Here is a 22687-nt window from a genome sequence, read left to right as displayed (position 1 = left end):
CTTAATTTTTAATTGGTGAATTATTTATCCCAGAAAACAGCTTTATCATAAACCGAGGCTCTTGCCGGAACATTTGGATTATAACTTCTTTCTGTGAAAGAGTACGGTAATATCCTTGGCAATTGTGTGGCAGGAGAAACTGGGATTAGCACTGGAAAGCCAGTCCTTCTCCAATCTGACCAAGGCTCAACAGCAACACCATAATTGGATACAAATTTCTCTTCAATAATTTGCCGAAGAGCAGTCGCAGCGACTAATTCTCCATTTGCCCTTTTATAAGCAGCCAGATTAGAAGCAACCCTGAAGCCCTCTGTTGTTACATCAGAAAACTCTTTTGCTGCGTCAAAAGAAGCATTTATTGCAGCTGTGAAATAAGTCTGCGCAGTACCTAAATTATTTCCTCCTTGTGCTCTGGCATAGTATTCTGCTAAGATTAAATTCTGTTCAGCAAATGTCAGCATACGAATCGGGGCTTCACCATTATAATTTGGAGCAGCCACCTTTCCACGAATGTAAGTGTGCATTCTTGAAAATGCAGTACTTTCCACCGGATCACCATTTGTAGCCCCCTTATAAACAGTATCAGTAGCTGTCGTAGATGTTGCAGTAAAGTAAGCCGCTCTTCTACCATCTTTTTTACCCGTCATTAAGTCAACAAGCGTCTTACTAGGGAAGAACTGATTCGCTCTTGAGCCTTCAAACTGATGAATAGGGTTTGTTTGGTTCGCAAGGGTAAGAAAACGGAATTGAAAATTATCTCCATTATTACTCAACAATTTATTACCCGAAATTATTGCTTCTATGCCAGCTTTCGCTTTTGCCATATCTGCTGCAGAAGCATTAGTACTAAAATAATGAATATACATTCTCAATTTCAGCGCATTTGCAAAGCGTTCCCATTTTTGCATATTACCTCCATATATCAAGTCATCAGCGGCTGGCACCTGAAGAGAGGAGGTTGCCTTAACATTTGCAATTCCCTCATCCAGCAACGCAAAAACCTTATCATAAATCAAAGATGAACCATCAAACTTTGGAGTCCAGTTATTCTCATAATTTGTTGCTTCCGTATAAGGCAAATCGCCATAGGCATCAACATGAACTGCATATACATATCCTTTAAGAATCTTAGCAATACCCGCATAAAACGGGCTTTGGCCATCAGTTTTTGCGATTACTTTTTGCAAATCGGGAAGCGTGCCAGAAAATGTGGCCGCCCAGGTGTTATTGATGTCGCCCTCCAATACACTGTATAAATCATACTGCCTTGGCTGAGAACTGGCGTTTCCCTGAGCAGCAAATTGCTGTACATACAAAGAAGTAAATCTATGTATATCTGACCCCATATTAAAGCCGATACGCCCCATTGCCGCTGGCAAAACAACAGTAGGGTCTGCATCAAGAAGTTGATTTGGGTCGGTATTAATATCTGTAAATTTCTTGCATGAGCTCAGTGCAACACAACCCACCAGGGCCAGCACCACCGCTTTACTTATATATTTTTTCATATTATTTTCGTTAAAACAGTATTAAAATGTAACTCTAAGAGAAGCACCGAAGCTTCTTGTTTGTGGCTGTCCGTTGTATTCAATACCCTGGCCATTACTTACTCCAAGCAAGTTATTTTCCGGATCAATATGTGGAACATTAGGTGCATACATAAATATATTCCGACCGTTAAGCCCTACATTAATTCCTTTAATAAATGGCGCTCCTCTGAACACTGTGCCCGGAATTTTATAAGAAAGGGCTACCTCTCTCAGTCTGATCCATGAAGCATCAAAAACAGCATACTCCTGAGCTGAAGCAGAGAACAAATCAGCATAATACTGTTCTGCAGTAATTAATGTGGTATTTGGAGTACCATTGGCATTCACAGCATTGTGTACATACAACCTGTCGCGATTTCCGGTTTCCTCAACTGCACCAAAACGTCTTAAATCTGTTACTGTCCGTGAATATACGTCACCACCATATCTGATGTCTAATAGGGCAGACAATGAGAAACCTTTATAGTTTATCGTATTTGTAATACCCGCTGTCCATTGTGGATTTGGATCACCAATCACTTGCAGTTGCGTATTGAACCCCGTTAATCGTCCATTCGCATCCACTACGTCTTTTCCATTGATCTTATTAAATACCTGTCCAAATAAAGTTCCAAATTGTAGCCCCTCAACAATTCGGCCCTGAGGATTTGTAAATCCTCCGTTTCCAATAAATGGTACACCCGGAGCCAATTGAATGACCTTACTTCTTCCTCTAGTCCAGTTCACAGCAATATCCCATGAGAAGTTTTTGGTTTGTACTGGGATACCCGATAACAAGAACTCCACACCACTGGTTTTTAATTTACCAGCGTTGGAAAGTATAGACCCGAATCCACTTGATGGAGCTTTAGGCACACTAAAGATAACATCTGTACTTAAAGTACTATAATATGTGAAATCCAAACTGATTCTGTTTTTTAGAAATTTCGCCTGTAAGCCCAACTCTCTGTTTGTTGTAAACTCAGGACCAATATCTGCATTACCAGCTCCGTCATTATACGTTTGGCCGGCTACATTATTAAAAGGGAAAATCATATTCGGACCAAAACCATCAGAAGGACCCGCTGTTCCAAAATAAGTTGCAGTATTATATAGTGACGCTTCGCGTCCGATTTTAGCTATATTACCATTGACTTTGGCATAACTTAGAATTCCTCCCTCTCTAAGAGAAGGGAACGCTTCTGTCAATACCAAACTACCACTTACAGAAGGGTAGAAATATGAATTCTTTCCTTGAGCAAAGGTGGAAGAAATGTCATTTCTACCAGTAAATGTTAAATAAGCAAATTGCTTATAATCTAAACTAATATCTGCATAAAACCCGATTAATGATTGCTCGCTGATGCTGTTAAACGGGATATAAGTTAAAGTATTCGCAATATTGAAGTTTTTAGGATCCTGGATTCCATTACCTCTAACCTGGTTTTGGTTCAGGTTTCGGTAGTTGACCTCGTTACCTAATAATACACGTAAACCGAAATCCTCGCTCAATTTCCTGGTCGCAGTCAAGTTCAAATAAGAACTGATTTCCGTCCTATTGGTGGTATTGTCTATAATTGATCCTGCTCTGTTTGCAGATTGGTTATTATTGGTCCCCTTAGCATTGATGAGTTTTGACACATTGGTCCAGTTATCTACGCCAATTTTATAGCTGGCAGATAACCAATCCAGAATTTTGTAATCAAATGCTAAGTTTGCAATAACCCTGTTGATTTCCTGTTTAAAGGGATTGTTCTTAATGCTCCAAAGTGGATTATCAGTACCAGCAGAATTCCAATAGGTATAATTTGGATTAGGAACCTGAGAAGGCGGTGTAAAATTCGATCCGTCAGGTCTTTCAAACGGATAATTTGCCGGGTTATAATTTCTAGGCCAGGCAATCGCATCGAATAAAGGGTTCGCCCTTTGATTCGCTACCTGAGTATTCGTTGAATTAGAATGAATATATTGCGCAGAAACTGAAGCTACCAGCTTTTTATTTAATTCTGATGATCCATTGAACGTGAAGTTGTTTTTATACAAACTGTTGTTATCCAGGTACCCTTTTTCTCCGAAGTTACCATAAGAAATATAGTAGGTGTTTTTATCAGTACCTCCAGAAAAAGTAAGGTTATTCTGTAAGCTATACCCTTGCTTAAAAAGATCTTTAACATTGTCCGGATAAGCAGTAAGGATTTCCTTGTTTCCGAGGTAATTCGTGACTTCCTGTCCTACAATTTTAGGTCCCCATGAGTTATTAGAGAAGGCATTATAATTACCAGCATTACCCTGTGCATAAGTATTTTGATAATCAGCATATCTGTTGTTATTGATAATGTTGTAATTAGAAGAGACTTCCACCCTTCCTGCCTGTCCTTTTGCTCCTTTTTTGGTGGTCACAAGAACAGCTCCGGCAGCAGCTCTTGAACCGTATAGCATTGCAGCAGAAGGTCCTTTCAAAATGGTAACAGACTCTATATCATCCTGATTTAAATCAATTGCCCTGTTGGACATCGTAGAACCTGTATTTACAGACATACTACCCCCAGTGTTACTCTGGTTATCAATAGGAATACCATCTACAACAAAAATAGGCTGGTTTGACCCTGTAAATGTTGTTGCCTGGCGGATGTTGATGTTAGCAGGAGCTCCCACAGCACCTCCTGAAGACAAAATCTTCACCCCGGCGACCTTACCGGCAAGTGAATTCACAATGTTTCCTGAACGGCCGGCGGTCAATTCGTCCGCTTTAACTGTCGTTGTAGAATAACCCAAAGCTTTTGCTTCTCTTTTAATTCCTAATGCGGTCACGACTACTTCTGAAAGCACTTCATTATCTGCTTCCAGGACTACGTTTAAAACGGAGGAAGCACCAATGTTTACTGCTTTGGCAACATACCCCAGATAAGAAAATTCAAGTGTAGTACTTCCTGCAGGCACCTGCAGGGAAAACCTTCCATCAGACGCGGTCTGCGTTCCGGACCGAAGGTTCTTGATTTTAACGGTCACACCAGGAAGAGGATTTCCATCTTCTTTCGCTGTAACTTTTCCAGTAATTGTTCTTTCTTGTGCCATTGCAGCTCCTGCAATAAATACCAGAATGAACAAACTTTGTAGAAGTTTTTTCATAAAATAATAAATTTAGGTTAGTTAATAGTTATCCTAAGTTATGTAACAATTTCATAGAATTTACACAAAAAATCATTTTATTGTCATTTTATACTTAAAACACAATAATCAATAAAAATTTATTTGAAAGCGATTTGTTTTTGATTACAAAGATATTATAGCGCTAACTAACAGCGGCTTACGACCGAGCACAAAAAAATCCCAGGCACATTACGTACCTGGGACTTCTTTAACAACTAAGTTAACTCAAGGGCATTTCCCTCTTTTAAAAACCAGCTGATTTATGTCATAAACTAATTAGCCGCTACCGGAACAGATGGATTACTTGGTGTATTAAAATCCAACTCATTTTTAGGAACATCCCAATAGTTTAAATAATTATATTCTATTTTTGCATTATTATCTATTACACCATTCGGTCCAACGATTACAGCCCCTGTCCGGCCCCCGCCAGCTTTAATTACGCCCCATCTACGTGCATCGTAGAAAGAAACGTTTTTATTAATTAAGCCAATCCTTCTTTCTCTTCTCAACTCTTCATAAGCCTGAGTTGGGTTCAAACCAGTATTTGCCACTGCGGGTAAAGCGGCTCGCTGAAATGCTCGAACTTTATCAACAGACCCCAAGCCTAAATCGACCTGTCCGAGTTTGATATTTGCCTCTGCAAGCATCAATTCATTTTCTTCATAAGAACATGCTATTGGGATTACAGCCAGCCCAGCTGTATTGGAAGCATAGTCACCTCCTGTTTCAATTGACCTAAATGCCCATCGCGTTCCGTATTGAAAACCTCGTCCTGACCTGTTTACAACTGTACCCGAAGGATAAGTGATCACATTTCTAGCTCTTCTGTCATCGCCCGTTTTGAAATCCTGAACTAAACGCTCCGATACAAACATCCATCCAGCAATTATGAGTCTTGCGGGAGCCCACGCGTTTTGAGAGACAAGATCATTAGCTGCAGCTGATCTATTTGTAAAAATAGCGTCATTCGCCTGAATACCATTTGTCGCTAAAGTTTTAATTGTTGTCCAATCTGCACTGGTCATTTCATCAACAGATTTGTTCACGAGAAGATTCCTTGCCTTATAAGTGTTTATGTTTCTAATCCATGCTTCAGGACTTAACTTTGATCCTGTTTCTTTTGTACCAAACTCATCTACAAAGTCGGGAATCATTTTCTGCAAGAAAGCTCCATAGCTTAGATTATAAGGAAGCCCCTGCAGTTGAGCAATAGCCAAATCGAAATTTTTATTTGCTTCAGCAATTATTGCAGTATTTAATACAAAGTTTCCATTTGTTTTTCCTGATTCATCAGTGATCAAACCAGAGATATACATAGAACCCAATCTTGAATAAGCGAATCCTTTCCACCAATAAGCCCAGGCAGAAAGTACTTTTTTCTTCATTTCTGCATCATTAGTAATTTTTAGGGCAGGGGATTTGACTGCTTCCAGTAATAAATTTGCCTGGTTATTTACCGCATAACAAGACTCCCACTCATTACTGAAAGCATTATCGTCGCCGAATGAACGATCATTCCGGGCTTTCAACTCAACTCCTTGAAGCCCCCCCTGTGGAGGTGTTAACACTGTTCCGTTAGATAAAGTAATCTTAGCAGTCTGATTTGCCCATCTCCAGGAAAAATTACCGGCCGATATAAAATAAGTATCTCCCATTATATCATGATAGCCAAGTGTCAACCACCAATAGTCTAATCCAAATTTGCTGTACACACCTAAGGCGGCGCGCTTCATACCTTCTTCTGTCTCTAAAGAGACAAGCCCCGGCTCATTTGGATTTTTCAAATCCAAAATTTCCTTTTTACAAGAGGAAATCGTTAACAGCATCAAAAGAAATACTGGCAACATATATTTTATTCTTTTCATAATTCTTTCTTTTAAAACTAGTTAAAACCCTAATGATAACCCAACCTGGAATGTCCTGAAGTTTGGAAAAGCATGCAAGTCCAATCCTCTGTTCAAAGGATTATTGAAATTTGCAGCAGCTTCCGGATCCGTTCCTGTATAATCAGTAATTGTGAATAAATTCCGACCTGATACTGACAATTGAGCGGATCTGATAAACTTATTTTTGATCAACGACCCAAAATTGTAAGCTATGGTTACATCCCTTAACCTAACAAAAGAACCGTCCTCGACGAAATAAGAGTTCGTATTATTCGTATTATAAAGAGAGTTGTAATAATTCGCAAAAGCACCTGTTTCGGATCCAATAGTAACCGCTTTGTCTTGCTCACCAGCAATTAAATCACGGAACAACCATTGTTTTGTTTGATTATAGATTTGATTTCCATGAGTCCAGTCCAATTGGAACGAAACTGAAAGATCCTTTTTAATTGTAAAATTATTAGTAAAAGAAACTGTAAAATCAGGATTTGGATCGCCAATATTTGTCTGATTACTGGTAAACTGCACCGCTTTACTTGTTTTATCAACAACCATTCCATTCACCAAAACATAATTCCCAGCATTTGCTTCAGGAATATACCTTCCCCCCGATGGATTTAGCTGATCAACGCTTGACAAAGGTGTCTTTCCAAAAAATGCACCAATAGACTCTCCCTCCCTCAGGACGAACTGGCCAGAGCCACTGCCACCTATGGTGACATCTTTTCCATTGGAAATTTTATCAACCAGCGACTTGCTCGCACCAAACCTTGTTCCAAACTGCCAGCTAAAATTATCACTGGTATAGACGTCAGCGTCTATTGCGATTTGAAATCCAGAAGACTTCAAGCTTAGTAAGTTGTCTAAAAGTTCACTTGCACCTGAAGAAGGGGCGATATCAAGTGCCCGGATTACGTCAGTACTCTTTCTATTCCAATAGGTAGTATTAATCTTTAAGCGTTCAAACCACTTGTTTTTTCCAAGCATAAAACCAGCATCAATCCCAACCTCCGTTTCTTGAGAACGTTCAACCTTAAGGTTTGGATTTCGGCTTCTTATTTTAGTGCCAAGATAACCGTTTGAACCAATATTACCCTGATTTAGTGTAACTTGCCTATCATACTCACCTGGTTGGGTTCCCGCTTCACCATAAGCTCCCCTAAGTTTAAGTTCATAGATTTTTTCACTTTTAATGATATCATCGAATCTCACATAAGCATCTGCCCTAGGAAAAACAAATGCTTTATTTCCTGCCCCAAAAGCAGAAGAATAATCAACCCTAACACCCCCTGAAACACCAAATAGGTTTCCATAATCGATTCTTTGATTAATTAAATAACCAAATGTGATAAATTCATTTACACTTGTTTCATAGGTTTTGGTATTTGCCAATCCCGGAGTGAAAGGAGGAAAGCCCGGAAAGCCGGTTCCTTCTGTTGTAACGTTCTCTCTGTACCTATGTCTGTAATCATAAGAAACCTGAGTGGAGGTCTGTATTGGTAAAGAAGAATTAAAATCCTGTTGAAAATCTGTCTTAAAATAAACAGATAATAACGAGTTTTTAAGTGTTTCTCTATCGCGATCCAAAGTAATTTGACCGTCGAAAGGAGTTAGCCCACTTTCAGGAAATGCATTGTTCAGCTGATAAAGGATGTTATTCTGGAACTCATTTTTATAGGTATCAATACCGTATTTATAATTTACTTCAACAAATTTTGGGAATTTGTAGTTCAAATCAATTCCTTGAACGATACGGGTGACTTTTGTTCCATAGTTCCTAAACTGGAAGGAATAAAATGGATTTATGGAGTTTTCACCCTCTGGATTTGCAACGGAATTTCCTAGCGGGTCCTTAAATTTAAGGTCCCACCATGCTCTTGAAGTTAAGGCACTTCCAAGTCCACTATTAACATTATTTTGGCCCGTGATTCCACCAGAAGTATTATTAGAATAGATCAATTGTGTCGTTGATCTCATTGTAAAATTCTTAAATAATTCAGCTCCAACATTCAGTCCAAGATTGGTCCGAGTAAGGTCCCCGTTAATAATACTTTTTTGTTTTAAATTGGAAAGGTTCACGGCATAGTCGAATTTACCTGCTCCTCCAGATACGTTAACCGTATTGTTAAAGGTAGGCACATTTGATTTAAAAAGCTGATCAAAGTGATCATAGGTTTTTTCCTTATAAGGTTTATTAATCAACGCCTTCGAAAGATCCGCCGGACCTTGAGGACTATCCCATCCACCATTCGCATCCATAGACATACGCTTGCCATCTCCATTTAAAATGTATCCCTCAGCATCGGTTTCAAAATAATGATTTTTAGCCAATTCAAATTTACCTTTCAATACATTGTCAATATTTACCCTGGAATTAACAGTTATTCTAGTTTCTCCATTTTTCACACCTCTTTTAGTAAAAATCTGGATAACACCGTTTGCACCTTGTGCACCATACAAAGTAGCGGCGGCGGCACCCTGAATTACTTCGACGCGGTCCACATTTGATAAATCTAAGTCTGACAGCCTTGACGACATGTTAGTACCCGACCCATTGGTGCTACCAGAAGCATTCACTTCCATTCCATCTACCAAAATCATTGGTTGAGTACTCCCAAGAGTGTTGATACCTCTTAATAAAATGGAAGCCTGTTGACCCGGCTGACCAGAAGTAGAAGAAATCTGCGCTCCTGCAACTTTACCAATCAAAGCTTTATCGATAGATGCGGAAGGTACAGCCAACATATTTTTGGAAGATATAGATTCAATAGCAATCGCAGCTTTCCTTTTATCTGTTGCTACCCCAAGTCCTGTTACTACAACTTCAGTAAGAGATTTGCTATCCGCAGCAAGGCTAACATTTACAACATCTGAGGTAATGGTTTTGGTTTGAGAAACATATCCCAGGTAACTGAATTCAAGTGCGGTTCCTGAAGAAGCCACCTTTAAGGAATAGCTTCCATTCCCACCTGTCTGAGTACCTCCTTTGGCACCTTTAATTCGTACCGTTACACCTGGCAGAGGTCTGCCATCTTCCTGATCTGTAACTGTACCAGTAATTGTTCGATCCTGAGCCATTGCAGAGCCTGCAATGCACAGTAAAATGAACAAACTTTGTAAAAGTTTTTTCATAAAAAATAAAATTTAGGTTAGTTAATAATAATTGAAGATAGAAAAACAAAATTGTGCTTACACATGGGCATGTTACATGTTATCACTAAAATGACAATAAAATGACACAAAAAGAGGGCCCTAATTATACTAAATAAGAGTTTTAGAAAAACAATAAAGTGAACCTAAGAGCGAAATTTAACATTTTTAAGATTTTCTAATTTGGAACTAAGTGTATTGATTATCAGTTCAATTAATTGAGGCATACACCAGATTGTCCCGCAATTGTTACAAACAAGAAATTGAGCCAGGACAATAAATCAGATCTTTAACCTGGATGTACAAAATTTCGGTTCAATGGCACTGAATACCTTGGCGAACCCTAGAGGTGCAATTAAACCGACAAGAGGAATTAAACACCAAACCAATTCCACAACCCTATCTTTATCAATGGACTGCCTTGAAATAAACATTTATTTCCTGGAAATAAAAGCAAAAATATTTTTGAATGGTACAATACCTCCAGTCACCATTTGACTTCCTCCCGAGCAGCTTTGATCGCCCCTGAAGACCACAAATCCCAATAGTGAATCTGATCCGGAAGGAGAACATCTAGCATCGGCGCCACCTTGAAAGCACAAAAAAAGAGCAGGAAATCTTAGTTTCGCTGCTCTTTTTAGCCCAGAATTAAAGGGACTTGTTATTTTAAGAACAAACTATCGTGTGCCACCGGCCCACCATACGTTTTCTGTTTTCACATACTGACCATCACCGTATGCTGCCTTAACGTAATCGTTAGTAGTAACATCACTGCTACCATAGGTAAAGCGCAAAGGAAAACTCTTCGTATTAGACAAGGGAATATAATCTCCATTACCCATTGCTTTTAACCTGCGGTAATCATTATAGCTTTCTACAGCCTCATCTTCAAAGAAAGCAAGATACTTTTGAGCCATGATTTCTTTAGTTGGATTTGCATTAAAGAGCCCCTCAACTTTATCAGCATAATAAGTGCCTGCTGCTTCCTCGGTTAAACCCACTTTCACAAAAGCTGCAGCTATAGCCGCTTTTAGCGCCTTTTCTGCATTAAATTTATCCCCTAATCTGGAATAAGCTTCCGCTTTAAGGAATAATAGTTCATGATAACTTAAAAGATGAGTTGGCGCACTTGCAGACAACAATCCTGAGATACCATAATATTCTTGTTGTTGTCTTGGACCTCCGTTGGGTGCAAAAATAAGCGGCTTTGCCGGCTTATTTGGCGCAACTGGATAAGAAGTAAAGAACAATGCATCACGAGGATCGGTTCTGGCCACAAGCTTTTCATGTAAGCTTGTACTTGCACCAAAATAATCACGGTCGTTAGCAAAACTATAGAAAGGATTATTAGAGGTGCCGCCATTAAATTTAAATGAAGCTTGCTCACTTGCTTCAGCAAAAGATAAGTCCACTTCATTAATTACTTCCTGATATTTTGCACTTCTGAAAGAAAGGCGCATTTTATAACGTGCTTTTAACCCATGAGCCATTTTAACCCACGCCTTATTGTTACCCTTATATAATAAGTCCTGACCTTCAAGAGAAGCATACGCGCTATTTTTACCTAAGTTAACAATCGCATCATCTAAAAATTTCATCACGTCAGCATAAATCGCTTCCTGTTTATCAATTTTCGGTTGAAGAATAATTGCTGGCTGAATAGCCTCTGTCCATGGAATATCTCCCATTAAATCAGTTTGAATGGCAAGGTTATATGCAGATAATACCTGAGCAATACCTAATGCCTGGAAATTTCCATCCTCAATACCACCCGGAGAACATTTATCAATTGCTACTTTCAAATTTCGCAGATTGGTATAAGCAGCCGACCAGGCATTATCATAAGTAGTAGACAAGTAAGGCTCAGCCGTCCTGATTTCAGCATTGTACATCTGCCCATAGATTCCAACATGGTTTTCCATATACACAGACGCATAGAATGCATAATCACTTCCTGCAACTTTAAATGCACTTGATGCAATTGCATCCGTAATAATAAAACGAGCAGGTGAAGTCAAAGGATTATTTCTATCCTCATTAATTCTGTCCATTACATCTTCTGAACAAGAGGAAAACACAACTGTCGTTAAAAGTAACGCCAACCCTGTTTTTTTTATATTTTCTAAGATCATATTATTTATAATTAAAATGTAAGGTTTAAGCCCATACCAAATGTAGAGGTTTGTGGAACCGAAAACCGTTCAAACGCACCACCCATATTGGTATTTCCCTGAGAAGATTCCGGATCAAAATTTGGTAGCTTAGACCAAATTAAAATGTTACGGGCAAAAGCAGAAACACTTAAGTTTACTTTGTGGAATTGAGGTATCTTATAGTTAAACACCAATTCTCTCATTTTCACAAATGACGCATCATAAATAAATGCCTCATCAATATTACCTAGCACATTCGCGTATAGATTTTCGTAAGCATAGGAATCACTTGCTCCACCTCTTACAATATCGTTTGCTGAACCGTCAGCTTTAACACCAGGATAGATAAATGGAGTAGTACGGTCTTCTGTAACTTTACCCATTCCATAAGTATTCATTAATCCATTACTTCCAGAGTAAATCGATCCGCCATTTTTCCATTCAAAAGTTGTACTCAAAGAAAAACGTTTGTAACGCAATGCCATATTACCACCTAAAAGGAATTTAGGAGAAACACTTCCAATTACACCTGGTTCACCACTTAATGGCATACCGTAATTTGCATTTGCCTCACCTGGAGATGTCTCCTTATTCTCATCAACAAGGATCCTTCCATTTGCGTCTCTTTTAAATGTACCACCGTAAATCACAGGGAACTTATCATTGATACCTGCACGGACTTGTGGTGTTGTGAAACCTCCAAGGAAAATACTTCCTACGCCAGGTGCTAATTCGTCCACATAGTTGTCGATCTTGGTGAAGTTAAACCCAAAGTTTAAATTCCAGTCTTCTTTCTTGATCGGATTGATATTCAATGCAACCTCATGAGCATTTGTATGGATTTTTCCACCATTCATAAGGATCTCAACTGACCCGGAAGAACCAGCCAAAGGAACCGGGAAGATTTGATCTTTTACATCCTGTCTGGAGAACGTATAATCAATACTGATCAAATTATTAAGCATTCTCGCTTCAAACCCTACTTCTTTGGACACGGTATTCTGTGGCTTAAGATCTTTGTTATACAATGTTCCATAAGGCGTATAAGCAGTTGCTCCATCAACCGGATAGATCACAGGAGGGTTTTGCCAGAATCCACCATCATAATTTGGTGTTTTAAAATAATTGTTCAAATAAACACCAGCCTGCCCAACTTCGGCATAAGAAGCTCTTAATTTTAAGAAATTAAGGGTATTATTTTGTTTAAGCCCTTCCAATTCTGTTACCACAAAGCCCAAAGATGCTGATGGGTAAAAGAAAGAACGGTTACCTCTAGGCATGCTGGAAACAATGTCATTTCTACCGGTTACGTTCAGGTACAATAAGCTTTTATAAGCCAGGTTTATACTAGAGAAGAAACCGACAGTCCTATATTGAAATTTAGATTCTGTTGCAATTTTTGTTTTAGTGTTGTCGATATGTTTCCAACCACCATAATTGAAATTGAGACCAGTTTCATCATATTTTTTTAAATTCTCATGGTTAACCTCGTTACCAATTAATGCGGTTAAACTAAAATCATCAGAAAGTTTAACATCGTAGTTAGCGGTCAACAATGAGTTATAGTTAGCAACGGTTGTACCATAGTTTTTGATACTTCCTGCCTTTCCTGTATTTCCAAATTCAAAAATATCCTGATAGTTAGAAGAATAAGAGTCAACACCTAATTGGTATTTAACAAAGAATTTTGAATCTCTTCCCCAATTTACTTCCGGAGTGAATGTGGTATAACCATTTCCAAAGAACCGGTTTGTACGTTCGTTGAAGCGGTTGTTCTCCATCGCCCAATAAGGGTTATTAAAGGTTAAAGACCTATAGTTGATCTGGCTATAAGGATCAATAGGTGTATGCGTAGGGATTCCTTTCAGATTATAGTTGATCGGAGCAGAATAAACTGTACCAAGCAAGGCATCGTTTCCGGAAGAAGCTTTATCAATATCAGATTGAATGTAGTTTCCTGTAAAGCCCATTTTCCATGCTTTATTTAGGTTCGTCTCTGCAGAAACTTTTGCATTATAACGATCCATAGCAGTAGAAGAAATGATACCTGTCTGATGTGAATTTCCTAAACCAATAGAAAAAGTTCCATTATCTGTAGCCTGACTAATGTTAACAGAGTTACTGAATGTCTTTCCCAACTCGAAGAAATCACCACGGTTATCATATTTTGTTGGTGTTGCCCATGGATCTAAACCTGCACTTTCCAATTGAGGCACATAATACTTCCCTGGGTGTAACCCTTTTGTAGTATATATATTATCTTTGCTTTGGGTATTTCCGCCATATGCAGGATCATTCGGAAGATCTTCTACCCTAGGACCCCATGACATAGAGGTTGTTGGTGCAAATACACCTTCGGTTCCCTGTGCCCATGTATTCTGCAAATCTGCCTTACGCGAGATTTTATCAATTGCAAAGTTAGTATTGAAGGAAACGACTGGTTTACCCTTAGCCAATCCTTTACCACTTTTAGTAGTAATTAAAATTACACCATTTGAAGCACGGATACCATACAATGCAGAGGCTGCCTGACCTTTTAATACGGTCATACTTTCGATCTCATTTGGATCTAAATCCACTGAACGATTAGCAATATCAGCTCCGGTAACACTGTTTCCTGTAGAGAAGTCGGCATTCGAAGCAATAGGCATTCCGTCGATTACATATAATGGCGCGTTATTTCCCGTAAATGATCTTGCTCCACGAATTGTGATTTGAGAAGATGCACCTGGCATACCACTTGAAGGTTTAATCTCTACACCAGACAACTTGCCTTGTAAAGATCCTGCCAAACTTGGGTTAGATGCTTTTGTTAAATCATCGCTTTTTAAGGTTTGAACATTATATCCCAATCCTTTTTTCTCACGTGAGACCCCCATTCCTGTCACAACCACTTCACTAAGTAGTTTTGAATCTGTAACCAACGAAACATTGATTACGCTAGAAGTAGCTGGAACTGTTTGAGTTACATAACCGAGATAAGAGAATTCCAATCCCGTTGCAGCCGAAGTTAATTTTAAGGAAAATTTTCCGTCTGCGCTTGTTTGTGTGCCCCCTTGTGCACCCTTAATCCTGACAGTTACTCCGGGAAGTGGCTGACCATCACCCTTGTCCGTAACTGTTCCACTGATCGTCCTCTCTTGTGCGACTGCTGAGACAGCAAGAAGCATAAAAATGAACAAACTTTGTACAAGTTTTTTCATAAAAAATTATAAAATTTAGGTTAATTAAAGCCCAAATATAGCATTTTTGATATGCCAGCATAACTTTTTGCAGCAATGGCACTTCTGATGACACTACCGTGACAACAAAATTCTTCGTCAAAATCCTGAAAAAATCTCCTCAGCAAAATATAATTTCGAACAAAAAAAACAGACCGTCCGATTGTTCGGAATAAAAGTGTTGTAACAGCAAAAGTCAGAACTTTATATAAAAATCCTGACTTTTGTAACAATTCTGAATAAATAAATACTACTAAAATTATAGAATAAACAGCGATATTATGAAGTAATGATGAAATTATATTAATCAACAAGAAAAACAGCATTCAAAAACAATTGTTTGCCATTTTCCCAAAAGGAGCGGAAAAGAACATCACTTCCCAGGTAAACCACCGCACCTTTCCCAATGGATTGCACACCGAACACCATTCCTGAACTTAGTTTTTTCAGCACCTTTTTTCCCGCTACTCCTGCAGTGTAACTATCTGTTTTTAAAACACCTACACTCCATCCTTTAGTCAGATTTTCATAAATCTTATCATCAGTTTTCAGTGCATAATAATGAGTCCCCAACCCAGCAGAAAGTGGATGGGAATGATCTAAATGAACTTTAAAGATCGCTCCCGGAATCGCTTCAGATAAATCTCCGGACTTCCTGTTTGCATATGCTCCTGCATGGCTACCCATCTGATCTTCTTTCGGAAATTCCTTCCTTTTGATTTCAAAGGGTTTTGCCTCATTCACATTTAGAATGGCATCTTCAAAAAGAATCAACTTTCCTCCAAGCTTTAACCAATCTTCCAGATTACCAGCCACTTCATCTCCATAAGACCCATCTGGTAAGATTAAAACGTTGATCTTATTGATATCAAGATTATTCATATTCTTAGCACCAATTAAACTAACAGGATAATTTAGCTCCTGTTCAAAAAAGTGCCAGATCTCGCCTACACCCTGAGAAGAGCTTTCAGGCCCTGCAACAACCGCTACCTTTGGTGTATTCAGAACCCTGTAAGAGGATGATCCAAAATCTTTCCCCTTATCTACAAAACCACCTGAAGCCGGGTAAAAGGCCATCTTTAACCTCCGCTCTATTCCAGAAATTTTAGCTTGTAAATCAGGTATTCCTTTTTCATTCTCCGTTCTGTAAACCAGCAACGAGCCTACAGAAAAGTTACGTGTCCCTAATGTAAACGCTTCCTCTGCAATCCTGACCTTTATGTTTTCTTTTTGCAGGGCAATCAAAACCTGTGCATCTTCAATAGCATTCCATGGAAAAATCCAGGCATAAGGTTTCGTAACTATCGGAAAAACATCCTTTACCTCTTCCATAGTCTGATATTTACCCCTTACAGATTCGGAGGTTCCATAAGCTGGTAGCCCATAAGCATAAGGCAATGCCCATGCTGTGATATCATAAGTATTTGAATCACTCACAGAGGTCTGCGGTTCCAGCAAAACATTCGCAAGCACAGCTTTCGCCTGCTGAAGGTTAACCACCAGATCATTTCGCTCTACTTTGAAACTTTCGGTCTTTTGCGTCTCAAAACTATATCCGTTTAAAGACCGATCAAGCCCAAAAGCATATTCTATGTCGTTCTTCTTCAAAAGACTAACCAGACGCTTCAGTCTGCTTTTATTCTGAGCCTTAATTACATAGGTTTTATAAGGCCCCGGAGGAGACGCTACTCCATTTTCAAAATATTTTTTAAACTCATCAACAAGCTGATCAGCATGCAGTGAAACTGCTTCCAGTGTTGCCATACCACTTGTAAAATGATGGTCTATCCGGTCTTTTAGGGTCAGCGTATCTTTATCAAGGGTAACAACCGACAAGCCGGCGCCAATTCCCCCTTGCTCATAAGTCATCCCTATTGCACCATTATACAGTGGATAAGTATCTCCATAGGAAGGATATAATAAATCAAACTGTTCTTTGGTAAAATACTGCCAGCCATTCTGATCAAAATACTTTGCATTGTTCTTGCCTACAGTGACCTGAAAACTACGTTGCCAGGGCGTGATGTCCTGATGAATCGGTTCTGCTGCAGGTGCAAAATAATAAGGCTCATTATAACTTTGTTCATGAAAATCAACATGCACCTGAGGCATCCATTCGTGGTACAGTACCAAACGCTGTTGGGTTTCAACCTGAGACTGCCAGGCCCAATCCCTGTTCAGGTCAAAATAATAGTGATTTGAGCGGCCACCTGGCCAGGGTTCAATATGCTCCCTTGACATAGGATTTGAATTGGGCTGAAAACCCGTTGCAGCACTAAAGAAATTTACATAACGATCTCTCCCATCCGGATTTAAGCAGGGATCAATAATCACTACCGTATTTTTTAACCAGTTCTGAATATTTGCGGCTTTACTATCAGTCAATGTAAACAGCATTTTTAACGCCGTCTCTGTAGAACTGGCTTCATTTCCATGCACATTATAACTCAACCAGAGTATTGCAGGCTGCTTTGATTTCGAAATCCCTTTTTCCGCATTACTCATGCTCACACTGTGCTTCCTGATCGCATCAAGATTATCCAGGTTCTCCTTGGCAGAGATAATCGCCACTAAAAGCTCCCGCCCCTCGTAAGTCTTGCCGTATTTCTGAATTCTGACGTTTTTATTGGCCCCTCCGATATATTTAAAGTATTCTAATACTTTGTAATGAGGCGTAAAACGACTTCCCAAACTATACCCCAGGAAGTCGTCAGGCGACTTAATTTGAGCTTCAGCAGACTTTCCAACAAGAAACAAGCAGATAAAAGAGAGCAAAAAATACTTCATAATCAGGAATTAAGACTCCAAAATACTAAAGAATATTTTTTGTTTCTCTTTCATAGTGTAATTTTACCATATCATTTAGATTTATACACATGTCAACCATCGATTCCCTGTATCAACATTTCTTAAATTACCCGACGATATGCACCGATACAAGGAGCATTACTAAAGACTGTCTTTTCTTCGCCTTAAAGGGCGAGAATTTTGATGCAAACTCCTTTGCAGCAAATGCTTTAGCCAGTGGAGCTGCTTATGCGATCATTGACAATCCTGATTATTTAAGTGATGACCACTGTATCCTTGTACCGGACGTATTGACGGCCCTGCAAGATCTGGCCAGACACCACCGCTCCAAATTGAACATCCCTGTAATCGGTTTAACAGGCAGTAACGGAAAAACAACAACAAAAGAACTGATCAATGCGGTCCTTTCTGAGAAATATAAAACTTTTGCCACCAAAGGAAACCTGAATAACCACATCGGCGTTCCACTCTCCCTGCTTTCCATCAAACCCGATATTGAAATTGCAGTCATTGAGATGGGGGCGAATCATCAGAAAGAAATCGAACTCCTTTGCGGGATTGCACAACCTACTCATGGATTGATCTCCAACATTGGTATGGCTCATTTAGATGGTTTCGGAGGGTTTGAAGGGGTAAAAAAAGGAAAGGCAGAATTATATGCCTATCTCAAAGCAAATGAAGGCATCGCATTCGTAAACAGAAGTAACCCGTTCCTGATGGAAATGATGACTGCTGCAGGGTTAAACAATGTGATTTATTATGGAACAGAGCCGGGCAACACGGTATCAGGATCGCTGCTAAAAACAGACCCTTTTCTCGAGCTCCGGTGGACAGACAAACAGGGAGATCATCAGACCAGTACGAACCTGACCGGATCCTATAATTTTGAAAATATCCTCGCTGCGATATCCCTTGCTGAGTTTTTTGACCTTAGTCCAGACCAAATCAATAAAGGATTATCAGGTTATCAGCCGAAAAACAATCGTTCACAGCTGACAAAAACCGAGAGAAACACTGTTATATGTGATTTTTACAATGCAAACCCAAGCAGTATGACCGCAGCACTGGCCAATATAAATACCCTTAGTGCAAGCAGAAAAGTAGCCATCATCGGAGATATGTTTGAACTTGGAAAGGAATCTCCGGAACAACACCGGCTCATCGTTTCCGAAGCAGAGAAAACAAATGTAGAAACCCTTATTTTTATAGGGAAAGACTTCTACGAGGCCAAAAAACAGCACAGGGGTCATTTTTTCCATACACCAGCAGAAGCACAGGCTTTTCTTGAAAAGGAGCTGCTAAGTGACAGCCTGATCTTACTAAAAGGATCCAGGGGGATGGCCCTGGAGCGGTTGCTTCCTTATCTTTAAAGATTCTTCGGTGCCTGCCAGAGGTTTCTTTTCAAATCCATGCCGTACCTGCTGCAAAGAGCGTCATAATTTCAGACAAAGTCCTGGTTGGAGCAGCCAGAAAACTGTTTCGGAGTCATTTATTTAGGCCATGCTTTTGGCCTATAATGTAACTAACAAACAGGCTTACCATACCATTACAGGCCAGTTCAGAAAAACCGGAAACGATCTTCTTCATGTACCGACAGAAAAAGGACTAAGATACGAAGTGTATATTGCTTTTGTGTCCGCAGACAGATCCAGACAATCCCATATGCCTATTTGGGGCAAACAGTAATTTAAAGGGATTATTTTGATAATGCAGAGACCTTAATTCCTGCATCACTGATTTCTTTCAGCGGGTTATCCCGCATATTTTGTTCTATTTCCAACTCATATTTTCCCGCTTTGGGAAACTTATAATTGGTTAATAGTGGCAAAGTATAGGTATACAAATTGCTGGAGCCTGAGCCATTCCATTGCCCGTCAGGCTGTGCAAGACGGTACTCATAACGTCTGCTTTGCTTCTTTTGTCCGCTTTCACGTAAATGAAACAAGACAAAAATATTGGAATACCCATAATCTGCAGTATGACGTAGCTTAAAATAAACATTGTAGGTTTTGCCGGCATCTGTAATGTCGACCACAGCCTTTACCTTATTGGCATAACTCCAGTTTCTGGAGGGCATAGAAATGTTATTATCAATTACATTATTGGTATCACAACCACTAAAAAGAGTGATTGTGATACCAATAGAAAGCAATAGAAATGCTTTGAAATTATTCATTTTTAGGCTTATCCGTTGGTTTTTTTCTACGGTTGTTATTTCTGTTCCTGTTGTTCCTGCTCGGTTTTGGAGCGGTACCATCGGCCGGAGCCGCTGCTGCAGGATTCTGTGCTTTAGGCTGAGCTTCTGTAGTAGCAGGTTGCGCCTTAGGTTGTCCTTTAGGTGTAGTCTGACCAGCTCCCGGATTCTTATTTCCTTCCGGACGGCCCCTTCCCTGTTGTCCCGGTTTAGCCGGTCTTTCAGTTCTGTTCGCATTGTTGTTATTTCTTGGTTCCCCGTTACGGTTCCCCCCCGGCTTATTGTTATTGTTGCGGTTTCCTTTATTTTTAGGCTTATCGTCCAGGCGCGTTAAGCTGTCCTGTCCAACCACATTTTCATAATCCGGTGTCTTCTCAATCACTGTTGTAGGGACCAGTTCTACTGCTTCCTCTTTCAGGTTATTTGGTTTTAATCCCTTCTTATTCATGGCCATGATTTCTTTTACACGGTCCACTTTTAGAGGAATCCAGTCTTCCATATTCGGATAACTAAACCACATTAATTTCTTAAAAATATCTGTTTTCTGGTGACGGGCAACGCCGATTTCCGTCTGCAGGTTCTCTACACGGTCAGGGATGTCCTTTAAAGCATCGAGGTAAGTATCCAGCTCGTAGTTTAAGCAACATTTCAACTTTCCGCATTGTCCGGCAAGTTTTAAAGTATTTAACGATAAGTTCTGATACCTTGCTGCAGCTGTAGACACCGTTTTAAAGTTCGTCAACCAGGTAGAACAGCACAGCTCACGGCCACAAGAACCGATTCCGCCAAGTCTGCCCGCTTCCTGCCTCATTCCAATCTGACGCATTTCAATCCTGATGCGGAAAGTTTCTGCCATCTTCTTGATCAGTTCCCGGAAATCCACACGGCCTTCAGCAGTGTAAAAGAAAGTCGCTTTGGTTTTATCACCCTGATAATCCACATCACTGATTTTCATCGACAAGCGAAGGTCTAAAGCCAGTGTTCTGGCTTTATGCATGGTTTCCCATTCCAGTCCTTTAGCGATTTTCCATTTCTCTACATCAGCTTCTGTAGCTTTTCTGTAAATTTTACGGGTCACCTGATCGATAGGTGTCTTCCGGCGTTTCATCTGCATACGAACCAGTTCTCCTGTCAGGGAAATATGGCCTATATCGTAACCGCCGGTAGGTCCTTCAACGGCCACCAACTCTCCAATTTCAAGATAAATATTCTCATTGTTCAGGAAAAATTCCTTCCTGGCGCCTTTAAATTTAACTTCTACTACTTGAAAAGGTATATAATTTGAGGGCATATCTAAATTCGACAGCCAATCGTAAACTTCTAATTTCTGACAGCCTCCGGTAAGGCATGAGCCATTACTTTTGCAGCCCGAGGGGGCGCAACCGCCACCTGTAGAACAACTTCCACATCCCATATTTAATTGTATATATATTGAGTCCCTTTCGGGAACGTTTTAAACTTAATTATTTTTACCAATTGTAAAGATACATCTAAAAACAGAATTTTAGGGTTTGCGTTTCTTTCGATATGGTAATGGGCACGTTCCAACTCCTCAATAATCGCTTCTGCCATCCCCAGGTCGAGCACATGGTTACTTAGCTTTTTTGCCGTGTCTAAGGTTCTTGCAGGCAGTTTCACCAGTTCTTCGGCACCGCTCAGCAAGAGACTACATTCTCTTAAAAAGTTAATTCCGTATTTTAAAAAATTCTTTTGATTTTCTCTTCCCCATCCCGCGGCCTGGTCTACAAAAACGGTCAGGTCCAATACCCGGTTGCCATAACCCATCCTTAACCATTCCGCAAATTTATCGGCATTTTCATTTTGCGTATTTGCCACCAACAGTTTCGCTTCGATCAGATTTCCATCGGCCAGAAAGCTATATTCTGTAGCCCGCTCTTCCGGCATACCATGTTTTTCCATCAGGTACTGCTCAATCGTTGCATGAGAAAGCTTAGGAATTTTAACGATCTGGGTCCGGGACAACAGTGTTGATAAGATCTGCTCCTGGTTATTGGCGACCAATAGAAATAAGGTGTTTTTAGGTGGTTCTTCGATGATCTTTAACAAAGAGTTCCCTTCTTTATCCAGGTATTCAGGAAGCCACATGATGAGCACTTTCGTCTCTGCTTCAAAAGCTTTATAGCTTAATTTTTTTATAATATCATGACATTCTGCAATGTTGATATTGGCTTGTTTATTCTCCGCATTCAACTTAGAACGCCAGATGTCCATATCAAAATAAACATCTTCCTGCAACATGCTCCGCCATTCGTCCAATACATCAACAGCGATACGGGCATCTTTTGAAGCGAAAAAAGGATAAGAAAAATGCAGATCCGGATGAATATACCGTTCGTATTTCCGGCAAGACGAACAGACACCACAGCTATCATCAACCTGCTTATCAAGGCAGTTGATGTATTGCGCATAGGCGATGGCCATAGGCAAAGCACCACTCCCTTCGCTTGATAAAAACAATTGAGCATGACTCACCCTGTTTTCGGCAACTGTTTGTACCAGTTGCGCCTTAATCTGTTCCTGCCCTATGATGTCTTTAAATTGCATTTGGTGCAAAATAACAATTTTTTAGATT

Annotated in this window: 12 protein-coding genes; 2 read left to right on the top strand and 10 right to left on the bottom strand. The window is 39.8% G+C overall.

The genetic code is table 11. The features are described from left to right. Positions 1 to 20: 20 nt before the first annotated feature. From BUC20_RS30265 to BUC20_RS30225, 7 genes are all read right to left on the bottom strand, one after another. The gene (locus BUC20_RS30265) at positions 21 to 1508 is read right to left on the bottom strand and encodes a SusD/RagB family nutrient-binding outer membrane lipoprotein (protein ID WP_073237474.1); all 1488 of its coding nucleotides are present in this window, start codon (positions 1506 to 1508) and stop codon (positions 21 to 23) included. 21 nt (positions 1509 to 1529) lie between these two features. Continuing rightward, positions 1530 to 4658 carry a SusC/RagA family TonB-linked outer membrane protein gene (locus BUC20_RS30260; RefSeq protein WP_073237472.1) on the bottom strand — a complete coding sequence of 1043 codons (3129 nt, stop codon included), beginning with the start codon at positions 4656 to 4658 and terminating at the stop codon, positions 1530 to 1532. Between the two features lie 293 nt (positions 4659 to 4951). Next, entirely contained in the window at positions 4952 to 6547 is a 1596-nt protein-coding gene (locus tag BUC20_RS30255) for a RagB/SusD family nutrient uptake outer membrane protein (RefSeq protein ID WP_073237470.1), read from the bottom strand. Positions 6548 to 6568: 21 nt separating this feature from the next. Next, positions 6569 to 9700, bottom strand: coding sequence for a SusC/RagA family TonB-linked outer membrane protein (locus BUC20_RS30250; protein WP_073237468.1), 3132 nt, complete (start codon positions 9698 to 9700; stop codon positions 6569 to 6571). Between the two features lie 695 nt (positions 9701 to 10395). Then, positions 10396 to 11850 (bottom strand): SusD/RagB family nutrient-binding outer membrane lipoprotein, encoded by a 1455-nt coding sequence (locus BUC20_RS30240; RefSeq protein ID WP_073237464.1) that lies wholly within the window; start codon positions 11848 to 11850, stop codon positions 10396 to 10398. Positions 11851 to 11861: 11 nt separating this feature from the next. Beyond that, complete coding sequence (locus tag BUC20_RS30235; RefSeq protein ID WP_073237461.1) at positions 11862 to 15074, bottom strand: SusC/RagA family TonB-linked outer membrane protein; 3213 nt, start codon at positions 15072 to 15074, stop codon at positions 11862 to 11864. A 321-nt stretch (positions 15075 to 15395) separates the two neighbouring features. Then, entirely contained in the window at positions 15396 to 17879 is a 2484-nt protein-coding gene (locus BUC20_RS30225; protein WP_073237455.1) for a M14 metallopeptidase family protein, read from the bottom strand. Between the two features lie 89 nt (positions 17880 to 17968). Here BUC20_RS30225 and BUC20_RS30220 point away from each other — a divergent pair, with 89 nt between their 5' ends. Then, complete coding sequence (locus BUC20_RS30220; protein WP_073237452.1) at positions 17969 to 19270, top strand: UDP-N-acetylmuramoyl-tripeptide--D-alanyl-D-alanine ligase; 1302 nt, start codon at positions 17969 to 17971, stop codon at positions 19268 to 19270. A gap of 130 nt (positions 19271 to 19400) precedes the next feature. Next, entirely contained in the window at positions 19401 to 19586 is a 186-nt protein-coding gene (locus BUC20_RS34490; protein ID WP_073237449.1) for a DUF6266 family protein, read from the top strand. Between the two features lie 10 nt (positions 19587 to 19596). Here BUC20_RS34490 and BUC20_RS30210 read toward each other — a convergent pair whose 3' ends face one another. From BUC20_RS30210 to BUC20_RS30200, 3 genes are read right to left on the bottom strand one after another with little or no spacing between them, the layout of a single operon-like run. After that, positions 19597 to 20076 carry a gliding motility lipoprotein GldH gene (locus BUC20_RS30210; protein ID WP_073237447.1) on the bottom strand — a complete coding sequence of 160 codons (480 nt, stop codon included), beginning with the start codon at positions 20074 to 20076 and terminating at the stop codon, positions 19597 to 19599. Then, positions 20069 to 21508 (bottom strand): PSP1 domain-containing protein, encoded by a 1440-nt coding sequence (locus tag BUC20_RS30205; RefSeq protein ID WP_084529430.1) that lies wholly within the window; start codon positions 21506 to 21508, stop codon positions 20069 to 20071. The genes BUC20_RS30210 and BUC20_RS30205 overlap by 8 nt, the downstream gene beginning before the upstream one ends. A gap of 2 nt (positions 21509 to 21510) precedes the next feature. Next, on the bottom strand, positions 21511 to 22659 hold the full coding sequence (locus BUC20_RS30200) for a DNA polymerase III subunit (RefSeq protein ID WP_073237441.1): 1149 nt from the start codon (positions 22657 to 22659) through the stop codon (positions 21511 to 21513). Positions 22660 to 22687 lie beyond the last annotated feature (28 nt).

It is taken from the genome of Pedobacter caeni, from assembly GCF_900129215.1.
In the GTDB taxonomy this organism is placed as follows: domain Bacteria; phylum Bacteroidota; class Bacteroidia; order Sphingobacteriales; family Sphingobacteriaceae; genus Pedobacter; species Pedobacter caeni.
The sequence above is the reverse complement of the archived record's forward strand: the minus strand, read 5'-3'. Positions and strand labels throughout refer to the sequence as shown.

What these genes read in the sequence shown, in the direction of transcription:
- BUC20_RS30265 (WP_073237474.1), bottom strand. Translation starts at nt 1,508, where the DNA reads ATGAAAAAATATATAAGTAAAGCGGTGGTGCTGGCCCTGGTGGGTTGT.
- BUC20_RS30220 (WP_073237452.1), top strand. Translation starts at nt 17,969, where the DNA reads ATGTCAACCATCGATTCCCTGTATCAACATTTCTTAAATTACCCGACG.
- BUC20_RS34490 (WP_073237449.1), top strand. Translation starts at nt 19,401, where the DNA reads ATGCTTTTGGCCTATAATGTAACTAACAAACAGGCTTACCATACCATT.
- BUC20_RS30210 (WP_073237447.1), bottom strand. Translation starts at nt 20,076, where the DNA reads ATGAATAATTTCAAAGCATTTCTATTGCTTTCTATTGGTATCACAATC.
- BUC20_RS30225 (WP_073237455.1), bottom strand. Translation starts at nt 17,879, where the DNA reads ATGAAGTATTTTTTGCTCTCTTTTATCTGCTTGTTTCTTGTTGGAAAG.
- BUC20_RS30240 (WP_073237464.1), bottom strand. Translation starts at nt 11,850, where the DNA reads ATGATCTTAGAAAATATAAAAAAAACAGGGTTGGCGTTACTTTTAACG.
- BUC20_RS30255 (WP_073237470.1), bottom strand. Translation starts at nt 6,547, where the DNA reads ATGAAAAGAATAAAATATATGTTGCCAGTATTTCTTTTGATGCTGTTA.
- BUC20_RS30250 (WP_073237468.1), bottom strand. Translation starts at nt 9,700, where the DNA reads ATGAAAAAACTTTTACAAAGTTTGTTCATTTTACTGTGCATTGCAGGC.
- BUC20_RS30260 (WP_073237472.1), bottom strand. Translation starts at nt 4,658, where the DNA reads ATGAAAAAACTTCTACAAAGTTTGTTCATTCTGGTATTTATTGCAGGA.
- BUC20_RS30235 (WP_073237461.1), bottom strand. Translation starts at nt 15,074, where the DNA reads ATGAAAAAACTTGTACAAAGTTTGTTCATTTTTATGCTTCTTGCTGTC.
- BUC20_RS30205 (WP_084529430.1), bottom strand. Translation starts at nt 21,508, where the DNA reads ATGGGATGTGGAAGTTGTTCTACAGGTGGCGGTTGCGCCCCCTCGGGC.
- BUC20_RS30200 (WP_073237441.1), bottom strand. Translation starts at nt 22,659, where the DNA reads ATGCAATTTAAAGACATCATAGGGCAGGAACAGATTAAGGCGCAACTG.